This is a genomic window from Pyramidobacter sp. YE332 (assembly GCF_033060595.1).
GTDB lineage: Bacteria > Synergistota > Synergistia > Synergistales > Dethiosulfovibrionaceae > Pyramidobacter.
On record NZ_CP133038.1, the window covers coordinates 2,409,368 to 2,427,073 of the forward strand.

A 17,706-nucleotide genomic window follows, 5' to 3' on the forward strand; every position below is an offset into this window, starting at 1 on the left:
TCCCGCCTGCTTTCAGTCCAAGACTTCGCCAATGATCCGAACGCGCTGCTCTTCCGCGGCGTTCAGCGCTTCCTGGATCTGCTGTTTTTTCTTGGCGCTGCGGCGACGGCCGCCGCGGTGGCCGCGGCGCTTTTTCTTCTTTGCTCCGGCGTTCCCGTCCTTCTTTTCGGGCGGAGTTTTCTGAGCGGGAGGCGTTTTTTTGCGGACGCGGCGGCGCTTTTCGAGGCGCACGCGGTCGCTGGGGACGAGGCGCACTTCCGCTTCCGGCAGGTCGACGGCGGTGTTGTCCATTTCGAGGATGCGGTCTTCGAAGCCGAAGACGGTAGGGTCGATCTCTTCGATGGCCTGTTCCACTTTGTCCATACCGTTGAATTTGTACTCGTCGGGCAGCGAGTTGTTATAGCGTTTGACGCGCAGCAGGGCCTGCAAAAAGTTCTTTTCGTACTTCTGGAACAGCTCGGCGGCGATCAAGCCGTCGGGGTGGACGTACTCTTCGCCGCTGCCGGCGCCGCGAAAGAACAGATCGGCCATTTCCAGATTCTGGTCGATCTCCATCTCGCCGTACCACACGTCGACGAGGATGCGCTTGAACATTTCCTTGCGCCCGGGGGCCAGCAGGCCGAGGCTGGAATCGATGCGGCGCACGGCGTCGCGAATCTCTTCGAGCACGCTTTTGGTGCGGAGCTGGGGCAGCGAGTAGCGGGCGACGATCTCGGCTTCGTTTTCGACGGTGCTGCGTTTTTTGAGGATGGCGCCGAAGTCGGGGCGCAGCTCGATCATGGCCTTTTCGTCGCCGGTGCGCTCGAGCGCCTTGAACATCTCGCCGGTGTCGACGCCGCGGGATTCCACGGGGGAATCGGCGAGCCAGCTGACGAAACCTTCGTCGAACAGGCCCTTGCGCCCGGCGCGTCCGGCCATCTGGCTGAAGCTGGTCTTGGTGAGAGGGCGGCGGTCGAAATACTTCACCGTCTGGGCGAAGACGACGGTCTCGGCCGGCAGGTTGACGCCAAGCGCCAGCGCGTCGGTACCGACGACTACGTCGATGATGCGCTCGCGGTAGGCGCGCTCGACGAGCAGTTTTTCCTTGGGCAGCAGGCGGCCGTAATAGACGCCGACGCCTTTGTAGAGGTGCTTCTGCACGACGTTCACTTCGAGGATCCACGCCAGGTCGCGCAGACGGGCCTTGCGGTCCTTGTCGATGTCCATGCGCTGCGCGGCGATCAGGTCGGCGACCTGGTGCACGCCTTTCTGCGAAAAGGCGAAGACTAAGGCGTCGTGGATCTCGCGGGCGCTGAGGGCGTGGCTGAGGTAGGTCAGTTTGGTGGCGCGCTCCTTGAGCAGATACAGTTCGAAATCGCGCTCCATGACGCGTTCGAGGTAGCCGCGGATCTCTTCCGGCTGGCCGAAGGTGGCCGACATGACGAGGATGGGGACGGCGGGATGGGTCTTGCGCAGGCCGTCGATGTAGGCGCGGCTGCGCTCGTTTTCGCTGAAAATGTAATGGAACTCGTCGATGATCAGGCGGATGCGGTCGCAGCCCGCGTATTTGAGATCGTAGATCTCCTGCGTACAGCAGATCACGGGCGCGCCGTCGTTCTTTTTGAAGTCGCCGGTTTCCAGCCCGACGTCGAAGCCCATCTTGAGCAGTTCCATGTAGCGCTCGTTGCTGAGGGCCTTGATGGGCGCGGTGAAGATGACGCGGTCGCAGCCGCTGCGATCGGTGAGCGGGCGGCCTTCGCCGTCGACGAGGCCGGCCCACAGGTAGGCCACCATGGTCTTTCCCGCTCCGGTCGGAGCCGACAGCACGGCGCTGAGGGGCGTTCCGCCGTCATCCGTCAGCTCGCCCCAGGCTTCCAGCTGCCACGGATAAAAAGGATAGCCCCCCTCTTTATTTTCCTCCATGCTTTTTCAACTCCTTCCGTGTGTATTACGCATAACGGCGCCTGAGCCATGCCGCGGCCCAGGCGCTTTCCGTCCGTTAATAGGATTTGGCGAAGACGGCCAGATGCGCGCCTTCTTTGCCGGTGTAGACGCATTTTCCGGTGCGGTCTTTTTCGGCGAGCGGGTAGCAGCGCACGGTGGCCTGCGTTTCTTCTTTGATCTTCTTTTCGTCTTCCTTGCCGCCGGCGAAGAAGCACTTGACCCAGCCGCCCTTTTCGAGCCGCGCTTTCAGCTCGTCGTAGCTGCTTGCCTCGTACGTGTTGGCGTCGCGGAAAGCGCAGGCTTTTTCGTAGAGACTCTTCTGAATGTCTTCGAGGATCGCCGGCACGCGCTCGGCCAGTTCGCTCCACTTCAGGTCTTCCTTGGCGCCGGTGTCGCGGCGCACGGCGCGCACGGTCCCGGCGGCGGCGTCCTTTTCGCCCAGTTCGAGGCGCAGCGGCACGCCCTTCTGCAAATGATAGAAAAAGCGGTCGGCGGGGCGCAGGTGGTTCTGCTCGTCCACGCGCACGGTCAGCGCCCCGAGCACGGAATCGAGCTCGTCGGCCAGCTCGTGAGCCTTGGCGTCGAGTTCGGCGAACGTGGAATCGTCCTTGGAGATCGGCAGGATCACGACCTTGACGGGCGCGACGCGGGGCGGCAGGATCAGGCCGTCGTTGTCGGAGTGGGTCATGATGATGGCGCCGATCATGCGGGTGGAAACGCCCCAGCTCGTGGTCCAGGCGTACTGCATGGCGCCGTTCTGGTCCTGGAACTGGATGTCGAAGGCCTTGGCGAAGTTCTGGCCGAGGAAATGACTGGTGCCGGCCTGCAGGGCCTTGGTGTCGCTGACCATGGTCTCGCAGGTGTAAGTGTCGAGCGCGCCGGGGAAGCGTTCGCCCTCGGACTTGACGCCCTCGACGACGGGCAGGGCCATGTCTTCCTTCATGATTTTGGCGTAGACGTTGAGCATCTTCACGGTCTCTTCCTCGGCTTCGGCGGCCGTGGCATGGGCCGTGTGACCTTCCTGCCAGAGGAACTCGGAGGTGCGCAGGAACAGGCGGGGGCGTTTTTCCCAGCGCAGCACGTTGGCCCACTGGTTGATCAGCAGGGGCAGATCGCGCCACGATTGCACCCACTTGCTGTACATCGCGCCGATGACCGTTTCGGACGTGGGACGGATGACGAGCGGCTCTTCCAGCTCTTCGCCGCCGGCGTGGGTGACGACCGCGCACTCGGGAGCGAAGCCTTCGACGTGCTCGGCTTCCTTCCGCAGAAACGACGAAGGGATCAGCAGCGGAAAGTAGGCGTTGACGTGCCCCGTCTCCTTGAAAGCCCTGTCGAACTTGGCCTGAAGGTCTTCCCAGATCGCGTAGCCCGTGGGGCGGACGACCATGCAGCCGCGCACGGGCGCGTAGTCGGCCAGCTCGGCGACTTTGATGATGTCAAGGTACCACTGTGAATAATCCTGTTCTCTCGGGGTGATGTTGCGTGCCATGGCGCTCTTGTCCTCCTGCGTGAAATCGAAAGTCAAAACAAAATCCACCGCGGCGGAGCGAAGAAGCGGCGAAAAGCGAAAAAACATTTTTCAGCCGTTTATTTTTTCGCCGCTTCTCTGTTTCTCCGCAGTGGCCTTTGTTCTACCGCTTAAACTTAAAACAGATGGAACGCGTCCCAGTTGGGGACGCCGACGCTGACGCCGAAGCGCCATTCCTTGCGGTCGGTGTAGACGGCGTACAGTTTGCCGTCGATGAGACGGCGCGGCGCACAGAGCGCGACGCCGACTTCCCACGGCCGGGCGATCTCCGCACCGTCGCTGCCCCAAGCGTACCCCTGGCCGCCGAAGATCTCGGCGATGACGTTGCCGAAGATGGTCTGCGACAGCGGGTAGCGCAGCTTGGCGCGCCACCAGGCAAAGCGCTCGGCCTCGATGGGGTGCTCCGCCAGGCTGTACAGTTCTTCGCGGGCGCCAAGATAGGCGCTGAACAGGCGCTTATCGTCCATGTCGCCTTCCGCGAAGCCGCCCTGGAGCTCAGCCATGAGTTTCGAGCTGATACGGCGGCGCCCTGTGAGGCTGAGCCGCATCAGCATGGTCCCCGTCTCGGAAGGCCACATCGAGCGCGCGTTCAGCAGCCACCCGTTGACCGGATCGTCGGGATTGTCCATCAGGTTGAACGTCGCTTCGAGGAACGGCGCCACGTAGTTGGCGCTTTCGCCTCCTTCCACGCGACGCGCGGCCGTGGCCGACACGCCGGCGGAAAGGCGCAGACGTTCGTGCAACGTAAAGTGACGCTGCACGTCGAAGTTGTAGCGCTGCCATTCAAGCGGAGCGCCGGACGCGTCGATCCTGAAATGAGACGCCGACAGGCCCGCCTCCCAGAAGGAGCTGTGCGACACATCCATATCCCAGAAATAGTTGAAATCCGCGCCCCAGCGCTGGCCAAGGTAGAAGCTCGACTGCAGCGTGTCGCCGGGCGTGAACAAATCGTAACGACGGCTGCCGATCACCAGCCATCCCATGTCGCTGTAGGTACTGGCATAGCCGCCGAGCGAATAGCGGTGTGCGGGAAAACGCTGCACCTTGAGCAGCACGATGACGCCGCGCTCGGTATTCAGCAGATCGTAATCGACGCTGCGGACGTCCTCGCGCTTGGCGATGTTGGCGCTGGCAGCGACGATCTCCTTCATGGGCACGGGGCGCCCCAGCCAGACCTTGAGCAGCTCCCGTTCTATCTCCTTGCCCATTTTCTCGGGCACTCCCACGACATGCACGCCCATCACATGAGGCGGCTTGGGCGGCGCCAGTTCCTTTTCCTTCACGGGGCGCCGCGGCGCTTTCTTCAACAGCGCGCGGATCTGCGGCAAAGCCTTGACGGCAGCGTCGCGCCCCTGCTGAATAATCTCGGCGGCAGGCGAGGTGCCGAGGATGGGGTACTCCTTCACGCCGGGACTGATCACCAAATCGGCCAACGTCGCCTCGCGGCGCACATTCTGCATGGTGAGAATGGTGATGGACTGGCTGACCACGTCGAACACGGTGCTCAGCTTTTCGCGCGGCTCCAGCTCGCTGGTGAGGTTGACGGCGATCACGGGATAGCCGGGGAACAGCTCTTTGGCCGTCTCCACCGGCATGTTGGAGACCATGCCGCCGTCGACGAGCAGGCGGCCGTTGATTTCCCACGGGTCGAACACGCCGGGAATGGACATGGAAGCGCGCACAGCCGAAGCCAGAGAGCCGCGGCGCAGCACCACTTTCTCGCCGCTGACAAGATCGGTGGCAACAGCCGCAAACGGTATGGGCAGACGACGGAAATCGGTCACGGTCACGTGGGAAAGCAGCTGAGCGATGTACTCGAGCACGCTCGTGCCGGCAACGAATCCCAGCGGTCCCGCCACTTTGTTGTGAGCGTCGGTGTAGATTTCCGGACGGATCATGCTGATGTCGCGCGTAGCTTTGTCGGAAAGGTTGAAATAATTGCCGCCGCTCGCCGTGACCAGTTCGCCGAGATTGACGTCCATGACGATTCGTTCCAGCTCCGCCGGCGTTCTGCCGCTGGCATAGAGACTGCCGACGATGGCCCCCATGCTGGTGCCGACGATGCCGGCGACGCCGACGCCTTCCTTTTCCAGTTCCCGAAGCACGCCGATGTGAGCGTACCCCTTAATGCCGCCGCCGGACAGCGCCAGGACCACGTACGGTTTGTCTTCCGCGCCGGCCGGCGCCGCGCAGAATGCCAGCGCTGCCAGCAGCCACCGCCATATTTTCTTCATGCCTCAGCGCCTCCTCACGGAATCATGGTCCGCCGCTTTTTCTGTCCGAAAATTCAACTGCCGGATGGCGAGATCTGTTTTCACCCACCGGTCAAAAACAGGAGCGAAGATGTCTGTTTATTTTAGACGAGCCAACGCCGCTTGGCAAGTTTTTACCTCGATTTTCACCGATCGCGCGCGTTCTGCACGTTCGGAAAAGTTTTTTATTTCCGTCTGTCATTTCGCGGTCAGAGCGGTAAAATAAGGTCGTTTTGGCCAACGTCCTTTTGCGTTCGGCACATTTTCCGAGGTGATCCGATGAACGAAAACAATTCAACGTTGCGGCGCTATCTGCCAATGACGCTCGTGCTGCTGATCTGGGGTTTTATGAACGTGCCGGCCACTTATGCGCTGCGTGAGATGCCGCCGCTGGAATTGCTGCTTTTGCGCACGGCTATCGCCGTCGTCATCCTTGCCCCGCTGGCGTACGGCCGTGAGCGGCGTTTGCTGCCGGACCGCGGCGATCTGGCGATTTCCGTGCTGATGGGCATTTCCGGGGTACTGCTCAACAACCTCTGCTTTTTCTATGCGATCAAGTTCACGTCGTTGACAAACATCGCCATCATCTTCGCCACGTCGCCGCTGATCACGACCATCCTGGCCGCCGTTTTCCTCGGCGAAAGGCTGACGCCGCGGCGCGTCTGCGGCATCGTTCTCGCGCTGAGCGGGGCGGTCTGTCTGCTCTGCAAGGGCGACCTGTCGCTGCTGGCCAATCTGTCGCTGAACAAAGGCGACCTGATGGAATTTTGCGCCTCGTTCTGTTGCTCGGTGATGACCGTGCTGGGCAAAAAGATCGCAAAATCCTCGCCGATCGTGGTGACACTGTGCAACATGGCCGCGTCCTGCGTGCTGACCGCGGCGCTCATCGCCGTCGTTGGGCAGCCGATGAACCTGGCGCTGTCGGGGCGCGCCCTGGCCGGTACGCTGTACATCGGCATTCTCGGTTCGAGCTGCGCGTACGTGCTTCAGCAAATATCAATCCAGCGCATCGGCGCGGGCGCGACGGGAGCGTTCCTCAACGGCTCGCCGGTCGTCAGCATTTTCGCCGCCATGGTCTTTATGGGAGAATCGCTCTCCATGATCCAGATCGTCTGCGCCGCCGTGATCTTCGCGGGGATCTTCCTCAACGCCGGGAGAGAAAGAAAATCAGGCAGCGCCGATTCGCAGATGAAAAGGGCAGACAGCGCCTCGTAAGTTTCGTCCCCTCAAACGCGCGCCCTGCGTTTTTCCCGTTCCTGCAAGACGTCGGGCGGAAACGGAGCGCCGCTCCGCAAGCTTCTGAAAGAGGCCGTTCACCATATTGGCCACGGCCTCCGGGAGAAAACGTCTCGCCTCTTGATTCTACTGCGTTGTTCAGGGCACAGGTTGCCATTCTGAAGAAATATAGTAAAATGTCGTCGTAGCATCCGAAAGAATGCCACAAATTTAAAAGAGGAGCTGTGACCCAAGATGAAAAAAATGATTCTTCTCATTCTTCTAATTGCCGCGTGTGTGCTGGGATATTGCTATTACAAGGGGACAGGCCCATTCGAGAAAGCGCCTGACGGAAACGTACAGATCAAGCAGGAAATGAAGGACAAGGCAACCGAGATCAAGGACAAGGTCGTCGAAAAAGCTGAAGAAGTCAAAGAGAAAGCTGCGGAACTCACCGACAAAGCGGTCGAGAAAGCCGAAGAAATCAAGGATAAAGTGATGGACTCCATGGCCGACAAGAAAGAGGAACCCGCTCCTGCCGCAAAGTAACGTTGACTTCAATCACAAACTTCAATTGAAAATGCCGTGCCTCTATGCGGCCATGCCGCATAAAAACGCGCGCCATGCGATTCCATGCAGTCTTTGCTGCGCCTTCGGCGCTATAAAAGCGGCAGAAAATCTTCGGCCTTTTTCACGGAGGCCGGTATAAACGCGCGAAAAGAAGAGCCTGTCTCTAAATCCCATAGAAGGGAGAAGAGACAGGCTCCTTTAATCGGCTCTTCGAGGCGTCTGCGCAAGCTTGCAGACATCGCGTTGCAGGAGACTTCTGAGCTGCCGATGAAGATGCGGGGTGACGATCTCTCGGAGAAACTGCATTTGCCAGAGCCCTCGCCAGCGTCTCGGGCTTCAACTCACGCGACCGTGCGAGGGGCGTGACGATCCCCTCCTGCGTTCAATCCGATTTCGGCGATGTTTCAATTCACGCGCCCCACGAGGGGCGCGACACGAAACGCCATGTCAACGTATGTAAATCTGACACGTTTCAATTCACGCGCCCCACGAGGGGCGCGACCGCTGCCGTCGTTGCCGCCGCCGCCCCCGCCGGTTTCAATTCACGCGCCCCACGAGGGGCGCGACGTTTACGACGAGCTGCAGCAAGACCGCGCCGTCGTGTTTCAATTCACGCGCCCCACGAGGGGCGCGACGTCGCAATAGCAAAATAGGGTGTACGAAAATGTACGTTTCAATTCACGCGCCCCACGAGGGGCGCGACGAGCACCCAGGCGGGGTTGTCGGTCCAGGCGAGCTTGTTTCAATTCACGCGCCCCACGAGGGGCGCGACGGGATATCCTCCTTGAGATGCCGGGCCCCCACGGGTTTCAATTCACGCGCCCCACGAGGGGCGCGACGTCAACGACGTGCAGGCGGTGAACTATACGATCGTTTCAATTCACGCGCCCCACGAGGGGCGCGACCAGCCGCTGAAAGACTGCATCAGCCGCATCAAAAGTTTCAATTCACGCGCCCCACGAGGGGCGCGACGTCGTGCTCGGCACGCGGGCGGCGTTCCTGCTGATGTTTCAATTCACGCGCCCCACGAGGGGCGCGACACAATGCGCAGCGTCCTTCGCTGTCCCCGCCGAGTTTCAATTCACGCGCCCCACGAGGGGCGCGACGAGAACGGTTCCGCGTCGACGTCGAGACCGTGCAGGTTTCAATTCACGCGCCCCACGAGGGGCGCGACGCCTTTACTCATGATCGTTGTATATCTGCCGATCTCGGTTTCAATTCACGCGCCCCACGAGGGGCGCGACAAGCAAATCCGCCCAGAGCGTGGAAAGACGTTTGTTTCAATTCACGCGCCCCACGAGGGGCGCGACCAGCACCGCAGCGCCAGCATAAATTGGGTATAGACGTTTCAATTCACGCGCCCCACGAGGGGCGCGACGAGAACGGTTCCGCGTCGACGTCGAGACCGTGCAGGTTTCAATTCACGCGCCCCACGAGGGGCGCGACGCCTTTACTCATGATCGTTGTATATCTGCCGATCTCGGTTTCAATTCACGCGCCCCACGAGGGGCGCGACAAGCAAATCCGCCCAGAGCGTGGAAAGACGTTTGTTTCAATTCACGCGCCCCACGAGGGGCGCGACCCGTCTTTAAGCCTACCGGATATTGACGAGAGGTGTTTCAATTCACGCGCCCCACGAGGGGCGCGACTAGGGGATGCACTGCCGCCATGTGGTGGTCATGCAGTTTCAATTCACGCGCCCCACGAGGGGCGCGACTGACGGCCACGTCGCACGAGGCCGTCGCTTTTCCGGTTTCAATTCACGCGCCCCACGAGGGGCGCGACGCCTTTACTCATGATCGTTGTATATCTGCCGATCTCGGTTTCAATTCACGCGCCCCACGAGGGGCGCGACCTGTTAATGGTGTGCCAGAAAATTGACGAGGATGGGGTTTCAATTCACGCGCCCCACGAGGGGCGCGACCCGTCTTTAAGCCTACCGGATATTGACGAGAGGTGTTTCAATTCACGCGCCCCACGAGGGGCGCGACCAGGCTATCGTCGTAGATGGTGACGATGGGGAAGCAGTTTCAATTCACGCGCCCCACGAGGGGCGCGACAAAACAGCGCCCTGCGGGCCGTCAGCCGGCAAATGGTTTCAATTCACGCGCCCCACGAGGGGCGCGACCTATCTGGATGCCGTCAAAGAGGGGCGCGTGGATTCGGTTTCAATTCACGCGCCCCACGAGGGGCGCGACCGACCTGGTGTCGAAATGCGAGCGGGAAACAATGGTTTCAATTCACGCGCCCCACGAGGGGCGCGACTTTATCTGAGAGGCCGCGTTGCTATCCGTTAGTTCGTTTCAATTCACGCGCCCCACGAGGGGCGCGACCCTCGGCGTCGAGGCTGACGATCTGGCCGGGCGTGTTTCAATTCACGCGCCCCACGAGGGGCGCGACGACGGCCGCCCTGAGTTCAACGACAAGTCGCCATGGTTTCAATTCACGCGCCCCACGAGGGGCGCGACAAGCGGCGCGGGGAGGTATGCGGGATGAACGGACCGTTTCAATTCACGCGCCCCACGAGGGGCGCGACTGGGACTGCACAGTTACCCTCCGGGACGTCGGGAGTTTCAATTCACGCGCCCCACGAGGGGCGCGACGTACCCCGACGCCACGCCGTATGCGCTCTGGCTCGAGTTTCAATTCACGCGCCCCACGAGGGGCGCGACTTCTTCCTTCGTCCATTATACCATGACGTACGCCGTGTTTCAATTCACGCGCCCCACGAGGGGCGCGACATGTTGCCGACGCCCTCGTTGTGGACGGTGATGTTGTTTCAATTCACGCGCCCCACGAGGGGCGCGACAGGCGGTCGGCGGCTTCTTTCTTGAGCCGTCCTGGTTTCAATTCACGCGCCCCACGAGGGGCGCGACGATCTTTTTCAGCGGCCAGTCAAGCTTCGCCAGCTGTTTCAATTCACGCGCCCCACGAGGGGCGCGACCGTAAACCAGACCGTTGCCCCAATACGTCATGCCATGGTTTCAATTCACGCGCCCCACGAGGGGCGCGACAGGCACAGGTGCTGCATGGCCATCTCGCGGAACTCGTTTCAATTCACGCGCCCCACGAGGGGCGCGACAGTGGTACATTTGATGCTGATATTTCTCTGCTTCTTCGGAGAGATATTCGCGGAGCCCGCCACAGATCATATTTCATGGCGTCTTTTGTCACTCCATTTCAGATGAATCGCTGCATTTCCATGGGGCGCGGCAACCTCGAAGATTGTATTACGTTTTTTCAGGCAACTGAGTGGTTTTACATGTGCTTACGGAGAAAACGTTTTTTGCGCGCTTGAGGTTCGCGCTCACAGGAGCGGAGCTCACTCTGGAGCGGAACTTTTTTCGATAGGTTCGTTCTGGCTGCGATTTTGCCGCTTTGGCAGGCCCCCTTCTTTGCATAAGGACGTTCAGGGGAACGGCGCCGTTGTCCTGAATGGTGAGGCCAGCTTTTCTTTAGCTGACGGCGACGATCTTTTTCACTTCGGTCAGAGGCTGTCCGTCGAGCATGACGCAGTAATCGCCGAAAGAGCGGGGAGTTGAAGCGTCATTATTTTTCCTGCAAACGACGCGCTCGAACAGACTTTCCGCCGAAGCGTTGCCAAGCGGGCTGCCGTGTTTGAAGATTACAAGGCGCCTGGCGGTCATCAGGCCACGGGCGGCGGAACGGTCATATTCGAACATGTTGAGCAGTGCTTCCCAGAAAAGTTCGAGATCCTCTTCGGAAAATCCCGTTTGAGCCGCCAGCTGCGGCGAAACGAAGCCGCGCGCGCAGTACAGGGCGTAGGGAACGGTGTACTTGCGCCCCATGGTACGCTCTTTGTCGACATCCTTTTCGTTGGTGACGGCCATGCGGGTGATGCTGTGCTCGGCGACGACGATCGGATCGTACGAACGGGAAAAGGTCAGCTGGATGGGGCCGCGCACCTGCCCGGCGCTCATCTTCAAATTCTTGCCGCCATTCTTATCTTTCGTGTTATCCTTGCTCTTTTCATCTTCCTTGTTTTCTTTATCGCTCTTACTGTCTCCTGTGCTGAGCACAGCACCGAAGGTGCGGATATCGTAATAACGCTTACACAGACGCTTACGAGCCTCATCTTCAACCTTCTGAGTTTCTTTTGCAGCTTTGACTTCTTTCGGCGTTCTGCCACCAGAAGCTCCCTTCCACTCCTCCTCGATCATATTGTTGAGAACAGCCTTTTCCTTCACAAAAATGTCATAGCCTTCCCGTCCGCCCTGAGTCAGCATCACATAGTTGCGGACCTTTCTTTTCAGGCAGACGTCGGTGACGAGGCCGTAACCGGTTTCGAGGTCCATGCGCGGCTGGTTGCCGAGGTCGGGATCGCCGTTGGGGTTGCCGTCCTGTACGTCATAGAGAAGCACGAACTCATAACGATTTTTAAGCTCAGACATGGGTGTTTTCCTCCTTATTCTTCTTCGTTCTGTAAGCTGATTTCAGCCACGTCAGCTTCAGTGCCCTCTTTTTTTGTAAAAAGCGCTTGACGCTGATGGTAATAGCCGAGGGCGAAAGCGCCCTGCCGGATAATGTCGAGGCGGAGCGGAAAATGGTCGTTCATCAGCGACAGGATCTCGGCCAGCATCTGATTGTAATGAATCTGCGAGCCCATGCCGAGCTTTCTCAGATGGAAGCGCTCCATCCGCAGCAAGCGGGGGATCACCGCCGCCGGCGTGGACGAAGCGGCGCCGTAATAGCGGTCGCCGATCGTCGCGTTGATTCCAGGCAAGGCGTCCTGCTGGATTTTTTCGATGACGGCAAAAAGACGGCCCAGCACGTACCCTTCGTTTCTGTTTTCCACATCCAGGGACATTGTAAAATTCTCCTTTCCCAGTTCATAGCGATTTCTTTGCGCCCAGCGGTTGAGACTGCCCTTGACCACGGCGGCCCACTCGTCGCGCATGCGGCGCTCGGCGCGGGCGCGACCGATCACCCTTTGATACAGCGTCATCGGATAACAGGAGCCGCCGACGACGCTGTCAAGCAGCGAACCGCTCAGGTTCGGCGGCAGTTTGTCCACTTTGCCGTCCAGCGTCGTCGAACGCAGGATTTCGTAGAGCGTAAACGAGGGACGTTCTCTCTTGCTGTTCATGACCGTAAAATCTTCAATGTGTTTTTGCAGGTTCCGCTTGAACTCTTTGATCGTCCCCGTCCTCCACAGTCGCACGGAGATCCGCGCGCTGTTCGGCGAAAGGCCCAAAAGATAAAAGCGTCCGTCCTCGGCGGCAAAGTCGATGCCCTGCCGCAGGTTTTCGAAATAAGCTCTGACTTTTTCGGCGCCTTTGTCGGGATCGTCCTCTTTCGGAACGCCGACGACCGTCGCGCGCAGGAACGACGCAAACGAGTCCTCGTCGTCCGGCGGCGCGACGTCTTTCTGCCCCTCCGGCGGCATGGTCCAGAACACGTAGCTGTCGCCCGCCAGATAAAAAGAGTTCCGCTCCGAAGCCAGCATCCCGTTGAGCGCCGTGGCATATTCGAAGGCCACCTGCTGCGAGACGGGCGCGTTCAGTCCTTGTTCCTTAAAATAAGAGTCGTAGCCGGACGATTTCTGAAATCCCACCAGCTTTCCCGTCGCCTGTCCGCCGCGGATCGGCGTCTGCGGATGGAGCACCGCCAGCGGACCGGTCTCGCCGGTGATCAGGCAGCGCCCGAGCCGGACGTCCTCCGCGGCGCCGTGCTTTTCTGAAGCCAGATCGAGGATTTCCGGCAGGGCCGCCACGGGGCGCGAGTCGCCGCTGAGGCGAAACGACATTTTGCAGCCGGGGATCGACGCGCAGTCTTTCCACTTCGGATCCTGAGCGACCTTTTCTCTTTCGTTTCCATCATAAAACGCCACAACGGCCGCGACGGCCTTCTTCGTTTCCGGCTCTTTGACCCGGGGTTCCACGGACTTGACGCGCCGGGTAAAAAATTCCAGCTTGTTGGCGGCCGTTTCGCGATCGGATTCGCCGTCGGACTTGGGATGACCGAGGACAAAATCGACGCTGTCCCACATCAGGCACGGTTTCTCGTAGGCTTTCTTCCCCGAGCGGATCTCCGCCTGCGGCAGCGTGTAGATTTTTCCTCTTTTCCCTTCGCGCAGGTCCACCAGCTGGCGGAACTTGCCTTGGTCCGAAATCTCCACAAGGAACTTCAGCTCGACTTCCGCGCAACCAAGCTTCTGCCCGCGCCCCAGCGCTTCCTGGCGTTTCTGGTACTGGTAGAGCGCCTGCAGGATCATCGCAGGATCGCCTCGCTTTCAGCGTCGGGCAGCATGATGATGCCGTTTTCCATTTTTGCCCGGAAAAACATGGGCTGGGGATTTTTCAGATCGGAAAAGTCCATGTCGTAGAGCATGATGCCAAAATCCCGGCTCTCGGCGATCGGGCGCGGCGCCTCGCGTTTTGCATCTTCGACCAGACGGAACGACGCGCAGGAGAACTCGCGGCAGCCGAGATACGGACGGTTGAAATACTGCCCCTTCGCGGCCCGCCGCGCAAAAATGCCGTAGTACTTGCCGGGATTCTCGTCGCCTCGCAGAAGCCGTTCCTCCTCGCGCTCGCGGACAGCTTCCGACAGTTCCCCGTAGACGCACGGCCGCTCGCGTGGCGGGACGAACTCCAGCTCCGCGTAGAGCCGGTAGGCGACGTCGCGCAGGATCATGCCGGCCTTTTGCTGGCGGCAGTCTTCGATAAACAAGCCGCTACCGCGCGGGCTGATCGTCGCGCCGACTTCGTTGCGTCGCACCGAGAACCAGCGGATCGGGTTCAGCACGTCGATGCGCTTCATGCGCCAGCGGATCGCCGGCTTCCAAAAGATCGCCGTAAAGATCCCCCGCGCCGCCGAGGGCGTGATCACGTCGTAACTGACGCGTTCCACCTTCAGTTCGGGCCTGGTGAAGCAGGCCCATTCGCCGCTCACTTCAAGACAGAACTCTTTGTTGAAATGCTCCACTCCGTTGCACACCTCCTTGTTCGTTTACAGGCCGATAAACACGTTGGCCGCGTTGTCTGCGGCAAAATCGAGATTGAGACCGAATTTTGGACTGTAAAGCTCCGGCAGCGTTTGGTAATAGAACCCCTCCCGCGGCGTGGCCGCGATGACGCCCTTTTGCAGCAGCGCGCCGGCGTCGTTAAGGGAAATGTTCACGCTGTAGCGCTGAAGACGGCGCATCAGCGCGCGTTCGGGGCCGCTTTTCAGCAACCGGTCGATCAGCGCCTGGCCGTCGGCGCCCGTCTCTTCGTTCTGGTAGGCGACGAAAACGGAGATCTGGTTCTCCTCGTCGATAAGACGGAACTTCCGATCGAACGTGCGGAACCAGAATTTGAACTCCGGCGCGCCGTCGAGCAGGCGCTCCCTGAACCCCGCGCCGTCGAAGCTGTTGACGTCAGCGTAATAGCGCCTGAAATACCGCGAGATCGCGTCCCGGTCGAAGATATCGAGATTTTTGTCGTCCATCAGCATCGACTTCAGCGTCTCTTCGCCCTTGAGCAGCAGACCGCGCGGCGAAGGCTTTTCCGGCATGAACAGATACAGACGCCCCGGTTCGGCCAGCAGCCCTTCGCGGTTGCAGCGCCCCGCCGCCTGCACGGCGGAATCCAGACCGCAGGCGGCGCGGTACACCGCGGGAAAATCGAGGTTGACACCGGCTTCGATCAGCTGGGTGCTGATGACCCGGATCGGCTCTTTCGTTCCCTTCAGTCTGGACTTTATCAGGGCGATCTTGTCCGAGCGGTGTTCGGCGCACATGCAGGCGGAAAGATGGAACAGATCTTCCGGCGCCAGCTTGTTCAGCTCGTCGTACAGCGCGCGGCAGTCCCTACGGCGATTGACCACCGCCAGCGCCCGCGGCTCCGCGGCGAGATCCCGAGCCAGATCGGGCCAGCCGACGGGTTTTGCCAGATCGTATCTGGAAACGCGCTCGACCCGCTTGAGAACGGAAAACAGTTTCGGCACGTCGCCGACGATCTCGCGCGGCTCCGGCAGCCCGTCGAAAGCGTTTCTCCCTTCGGCGAAACGACCGCTCAGCGCCGGCTGCGTCGCCGTGCACAACAGGACGGTAACGCCGAAATGCCTGACCAAAGACTTCAGAACCGACAATACCGGCCGCAGGTGAGGCAGCGGCAGCATCTGCGCCTCGTCAAGCACGATAACGCTGCCGGCGACGTGGTGCAGTTTGCGGCAGCGCGAGGTCTTACTGCCAAGCAACGACTCAAAAAGCTGCACGTTCGTCGTCACCACCACCGGGCTCTCCCAATTTTCCGCCGCAAGCGCCGAGCGGCGCGTCTCCTCCTGCGGATCGAGATTGGAATGGTGCTCGAGGACGTTTTCCGCCAGCGCGCTTCCCAGCGCCTTTTTCAGATCGGCCGCTGTCTGCTCGATGATACTGGTATAAGGGATCGCGATAATAACGCGCTTTTTGCCCCAGCGCAGCGCGTGCTTCAGCGCGAAGGCAAAGGAAGCGAACGTCTTGCCGCCGCCGGTCGGCACCGTCAGCGAGAAAAACCCTGGATGCTGCTCCGCGGCCGCCAGACAATCATTCAGAACGTTCTGCCGACAACGGTTCACCGGCGTATCCGCCGCAGATTCGGACAGCTTTTTCATGAAAAGGGCAAATGCCTTTTCGAGCTCCGCAAGCGTCGCATAACCGCCGCGGTCCTGCGCCCGTTCCGGCGTCATGAAGGATTCCGTGTCGAGGAAATCCGCGTCGGTCAGGCACGAAAACAGCATCCTCACCCAGAGATGGAAATTTTCGCTCTCGCCCAGATAATTTTCCGCCGTCAGCCCCAGAAAAGACTTTGGCAACGGCGGCTGGCAATGCAGCATCGAAGGGGTAAAATTGATCTGGGAATCCCCTTCCCCCAGACATTGTCCAATCCCTTCGACAACTTTCGTCTCATAGGCTTCTTGGAACCGGCTGACCAGCGCCGAGCGCCCGTCGCCGTCCCAGTCGGCAAGGCCAGCGTGATGCCCGGCGATCGCATAGGCCAACGCCCAGGCACACGCCGCAGGCACGTCCATCGGATCTTCGCGGCTGCGAAAATCACAAACGGCCGCCACGGCGCCGGCGACGCTGTGCTGGGGCGCGCTGCCGCCATCGCCGTCGAGCTTCTGCGCAAGCTCCGGTTCGCAGCCGCTGTCGTCTTTCAAATGTTTCTGCCAAGCCGGCGACGCCTTCCCGAGATCGTGCAGCCGGCCGGCAATGCGCCCCCAATCCTCCGAAGCGAACGCGCCGGCAAAATCCGCCGCCAGTCGCGAGACCGCCTCGAGATGCCCGATAAGCGTCTGCTTTTCCCACGAACCATCCTCGTTTTCTCTGACATGAGCAAGAGGAACCAACGCATCACCTTCATTTCGATCGCTTTTTAACAACATTTAAATTATACCAAAAAACATTATTCAAAGAGTTCCACGTTCTATCGTCTAAAAAATATTTTCCAGCAGAAAAATAACAAAAGAATGCAGCAAAATATTTCATTGTTGATGAAGAAATGGATCATAGCCTCCGCAAAAGTTCCTTCGGGTATAATAAAAAAATCCGCCGCGGTTCGCTGACGGATTCAGCGAAAATCATCAAAACCGACAGAGAGGATGAACAGCGATGCATCCGCTCCTCCACTTCAAAACGATCACGCGGCACAAGCTGCTGGTGATGAAATTCTGTTTCCGCCTCGGACTGTACCGGCAAGGCCTGCTGCACGACCTGTCGAAGTACGCGCCCGTCGAATTTTTCGTGGGCGCCAGGTATTACCAAGGCACGTGCAGCCCCAACAACGCCGAGCGCCTCGACAAGGGATACAGCGCGGCGTGGCTGCACCACAAGGGACGCAACAAGCACCATTTCGAATACTGGATCGACTACGCCGTCGGCGACGACGCAAACGGCGAAGCTCAGCCGATGTGCGGCATGGAGATGCCGCGGAAGTACGTAGCGGAGATGTTCTGCGACCGCGTCGCCGCCAGCATGACCTATCTCGGCGAAAAATACACCGACGCCGCGCCATGGGAGTATTACGAAAAGTTCAAGAGCCATTACCTCATCCACCCCAACACGGCGGCGCTGCTCGAAGAGGCGCTGCGCGTCCTGAAAGACGAGGGCGAGTCGCGCGCGTTCGACTGGGTGCATACGCATATTCTGCACGGGAGAAAGGCGCCCCGCCGCGGAAAAGGACGGACCGAATGAATTCAAACGGAGAACCGTCGGTCATGCGCCGCCAACAG

At 60.0% G+C, this 17,706-nt stretch carries 10 protein-coding genes and 1 CRISPR repeat array; of the genes, 3 read left to right on the forward strand and 7 right to left on the reverse strand.

Annotation, left to right across the window (positions count from 1 at the left end; translation table 11 throughout):
- Nucleotides 1-12: 12 nt before the first annotated feature.
- From RAH42_RS11395 to RAH42_RS11405, 3 genes are all read right to left on the reverse strand, one after another.
- Nucleotides 13-1,902 (reverse strand): DEAD/DEAH box helicase, encoded by a 1,890-nt coding sequence (locus tag RAH42_RS11395; protein WP_317539550.1) that lies wholly within the window; start codon nt 1,900-1,902, stop codon nt 13-15.
- Between the two features lie 76 nt (nt 1,903-1,978).
- Nucleotides 1,979-3,415: a proline--tRNA ligase gene (proS, locus tag RAH42_RS11400; RefSeq protein ID WP_078015851.1), complete on the reverse strand. Its 1,437-nt coding sequence runs from the start codon at nt 3,413-3,415 to the stop codon at nt 1,979-1,981.
- A 155-nt stretch (nt 3,416-3,570) separates the two neighbouring features.
- Entirely contained in the window at nt 3,571-5,688 is a 2,118-nt protein-coding gene (locus tag RAH42_RS11405; RefSeq protein WP_317539551.1) for a patatin-like phospholipase family protein, read from the reverse strand.
- A 297-nt stretch (nt 5,689-5,985) separates the two neighbouring features.
- Here RAH42_RS11405 and RAH42_RS11410 point away from each other — a divergent pair, with 297 nt between their 5' ends.
- Entirely contained in the window at nt 5,986-6,921 is a 936-nt protein-coding gene (locus RAH42_RS11410; protein ID WP_078015833.1) for a DMT family transporter, read from the forward strand.
- 255 nt (nt 6,922-7,176) lie between these two features.
- Nucleotides 7,177-7,470, forward strand: a complete 294-nt coding sequence (locus tag RAH42_RS11415; protein ID WP_078015834.1) for a YtxH domain-containing protein — start codon at nt 7,177-7,179, stop codon at nt 7,468-7,470.
- Nucleotides 7,471-7,825: 355 nt separating this feature from the next.
- A CRISPR array of direct repeats spans nt 7,826-10,573; the repeat unit is 33 nt; unit sequence GTTTCAATTCACGCGCCCCACGAGGGGCGCGAC.
- 373 nt (nt 10,574-10,946) lie between these two features.
- Here the strand turns inward: RAH42_RS11415 and cas7c are convergent.
- Genes cas7c through cas3 form a run of 4 tightly spaced genes read right to left on the reverse strand, consistent with a single transcriptional unit; the run spans nt 10,947 to nt 16,824 of the window.
- A complete protein-coding gene (gene cas7c / locus RAH42_RS11420) occupies nt 10,947-11,903 on the reverse strand; it encodes a type I-C CRISPR-associated protein Cas7/Csd2 (RefSeq protein ID WP_078015835.1) in 957 nt (318 codons plus the stop codon).
- Nucleotides 11,904-11,917: 14 nt separating this feature from the next.
- Nucleotides 11,918-13,726, reverse strand: a complete 1,809-nt coding sequence (cas8c, locus tag RAH42_RS11425; protein WP_317539552.1) for a type I-C CRISPR-associated protein Cas8c/Csd1 — start codon at nt 13,724-13,726, stop codon at nt 11,918-11,920.
- Nucleotides 13,723-14,439, reverse strand: a complete 717-nt coding sequence (gene cas5c / locus RAH42_RS11430; RefSeq protein ID WP_078015837.1) for a type I-C CRISPR-associated protein Cas5c — start codon at nt 14,437-14,439, stop codon at nt 13,723-13,725. The genes cas8c and cas5c overlap by 4 nt, the downstream gene beginning before the upstream one ends.
- A gap of 24 nt (nt 14,440-14,463) precedes the next feature.
- Nucleotides 14,464-16,824, reverse strand: a complete 2,361-nt coding sequence (cas3, locus tag RAH42_RS11435) for a CRISPR-associated helicase Cas3' (RefSeq protein WP_317539553.1) — start codon at nt 16,822-16,824, stop codon at nt 14,464-14,466.
- Between the two features lie 262 nt (nt 16,825-17,086).
- On the opposite strand from cas3, the gene RAH42_RS11440 reads away from it, so the two are divergent.
- On the forward strand, nt 17,087-17,668 hold the full coding sequence (locus RAH42_RS11440; RefSeq protein WP_078015839.1) for a DUF5662 family protein: 582 nt from the start codon (nt 17,087-17,089) through the stop codon (nt 17,666-17,668).
- Nucleotides 17,669-17,706 lie beyond the last annotated feature (38 nt).

What these genes read in the sequence shown, in the direction of transcription:
- RAH42_RS11415 (WP_078015834.1), top strand. Translation starts at nt 7,177, where the DNA reads ATGAAAAAAATGATTCTTCTCATTCTTCTAATTGCCGCGTGTGTGCTG.
- proS (WP_078015851.1), bottom strand. Translation starts at nt 3,415, where the DNA reads ATGGCACGCAACATCACCCCGAGAGAACAGGATTATTCACAGTGGTAC.
- RAH42_RS11405 (WP_317539551.1), bottom strand. Translation starts at nt 5,688, where the DNA reads ATGAAGAAAATATGGCGGTGGCTGCTGGCAGCGCTGGCATTCTGCGCG.
- RAH42_RS11440 (WP_078015839.1), top strand. Translation starts at nt 17,087, where the DNA reads ATGCATCCGCTCCTCCACTTCAAAACGATCACGCGGCACAAGCTGCTG.
- cas8c (WP_317539552.1), bottom strand. Translation starts at nt 13,726, where the DNA reads ATGATCCTGCAGGCGCTCTACCAGTACCAGAAACGCCAGGAAGCGCTG.
- RAH42_RS11410 (WP_078015833.1), top strand. Translation starts at nt 5,986, where the DNA reads ATGAACGAAAACAATTCAACGTTGCGGCGCTATCTGCCAATGACGCTC.
- cas7c (WP_078015835.1), bottom strand. Translation starts at nt 11,903, where the DNA reads ATGTCTGAGCTTAAAAATCGTTATGAGTTCGTGCTTCTCTATGACGTA.
- RAH42_RS11395 (WP_317539550.1), bottom strand. Translation starts at nt 1,902, where the DNA reads ATGGAGGAAAATAAAGAGGGGGGCTATCCTTTTTATCCGTGGCAGCTG.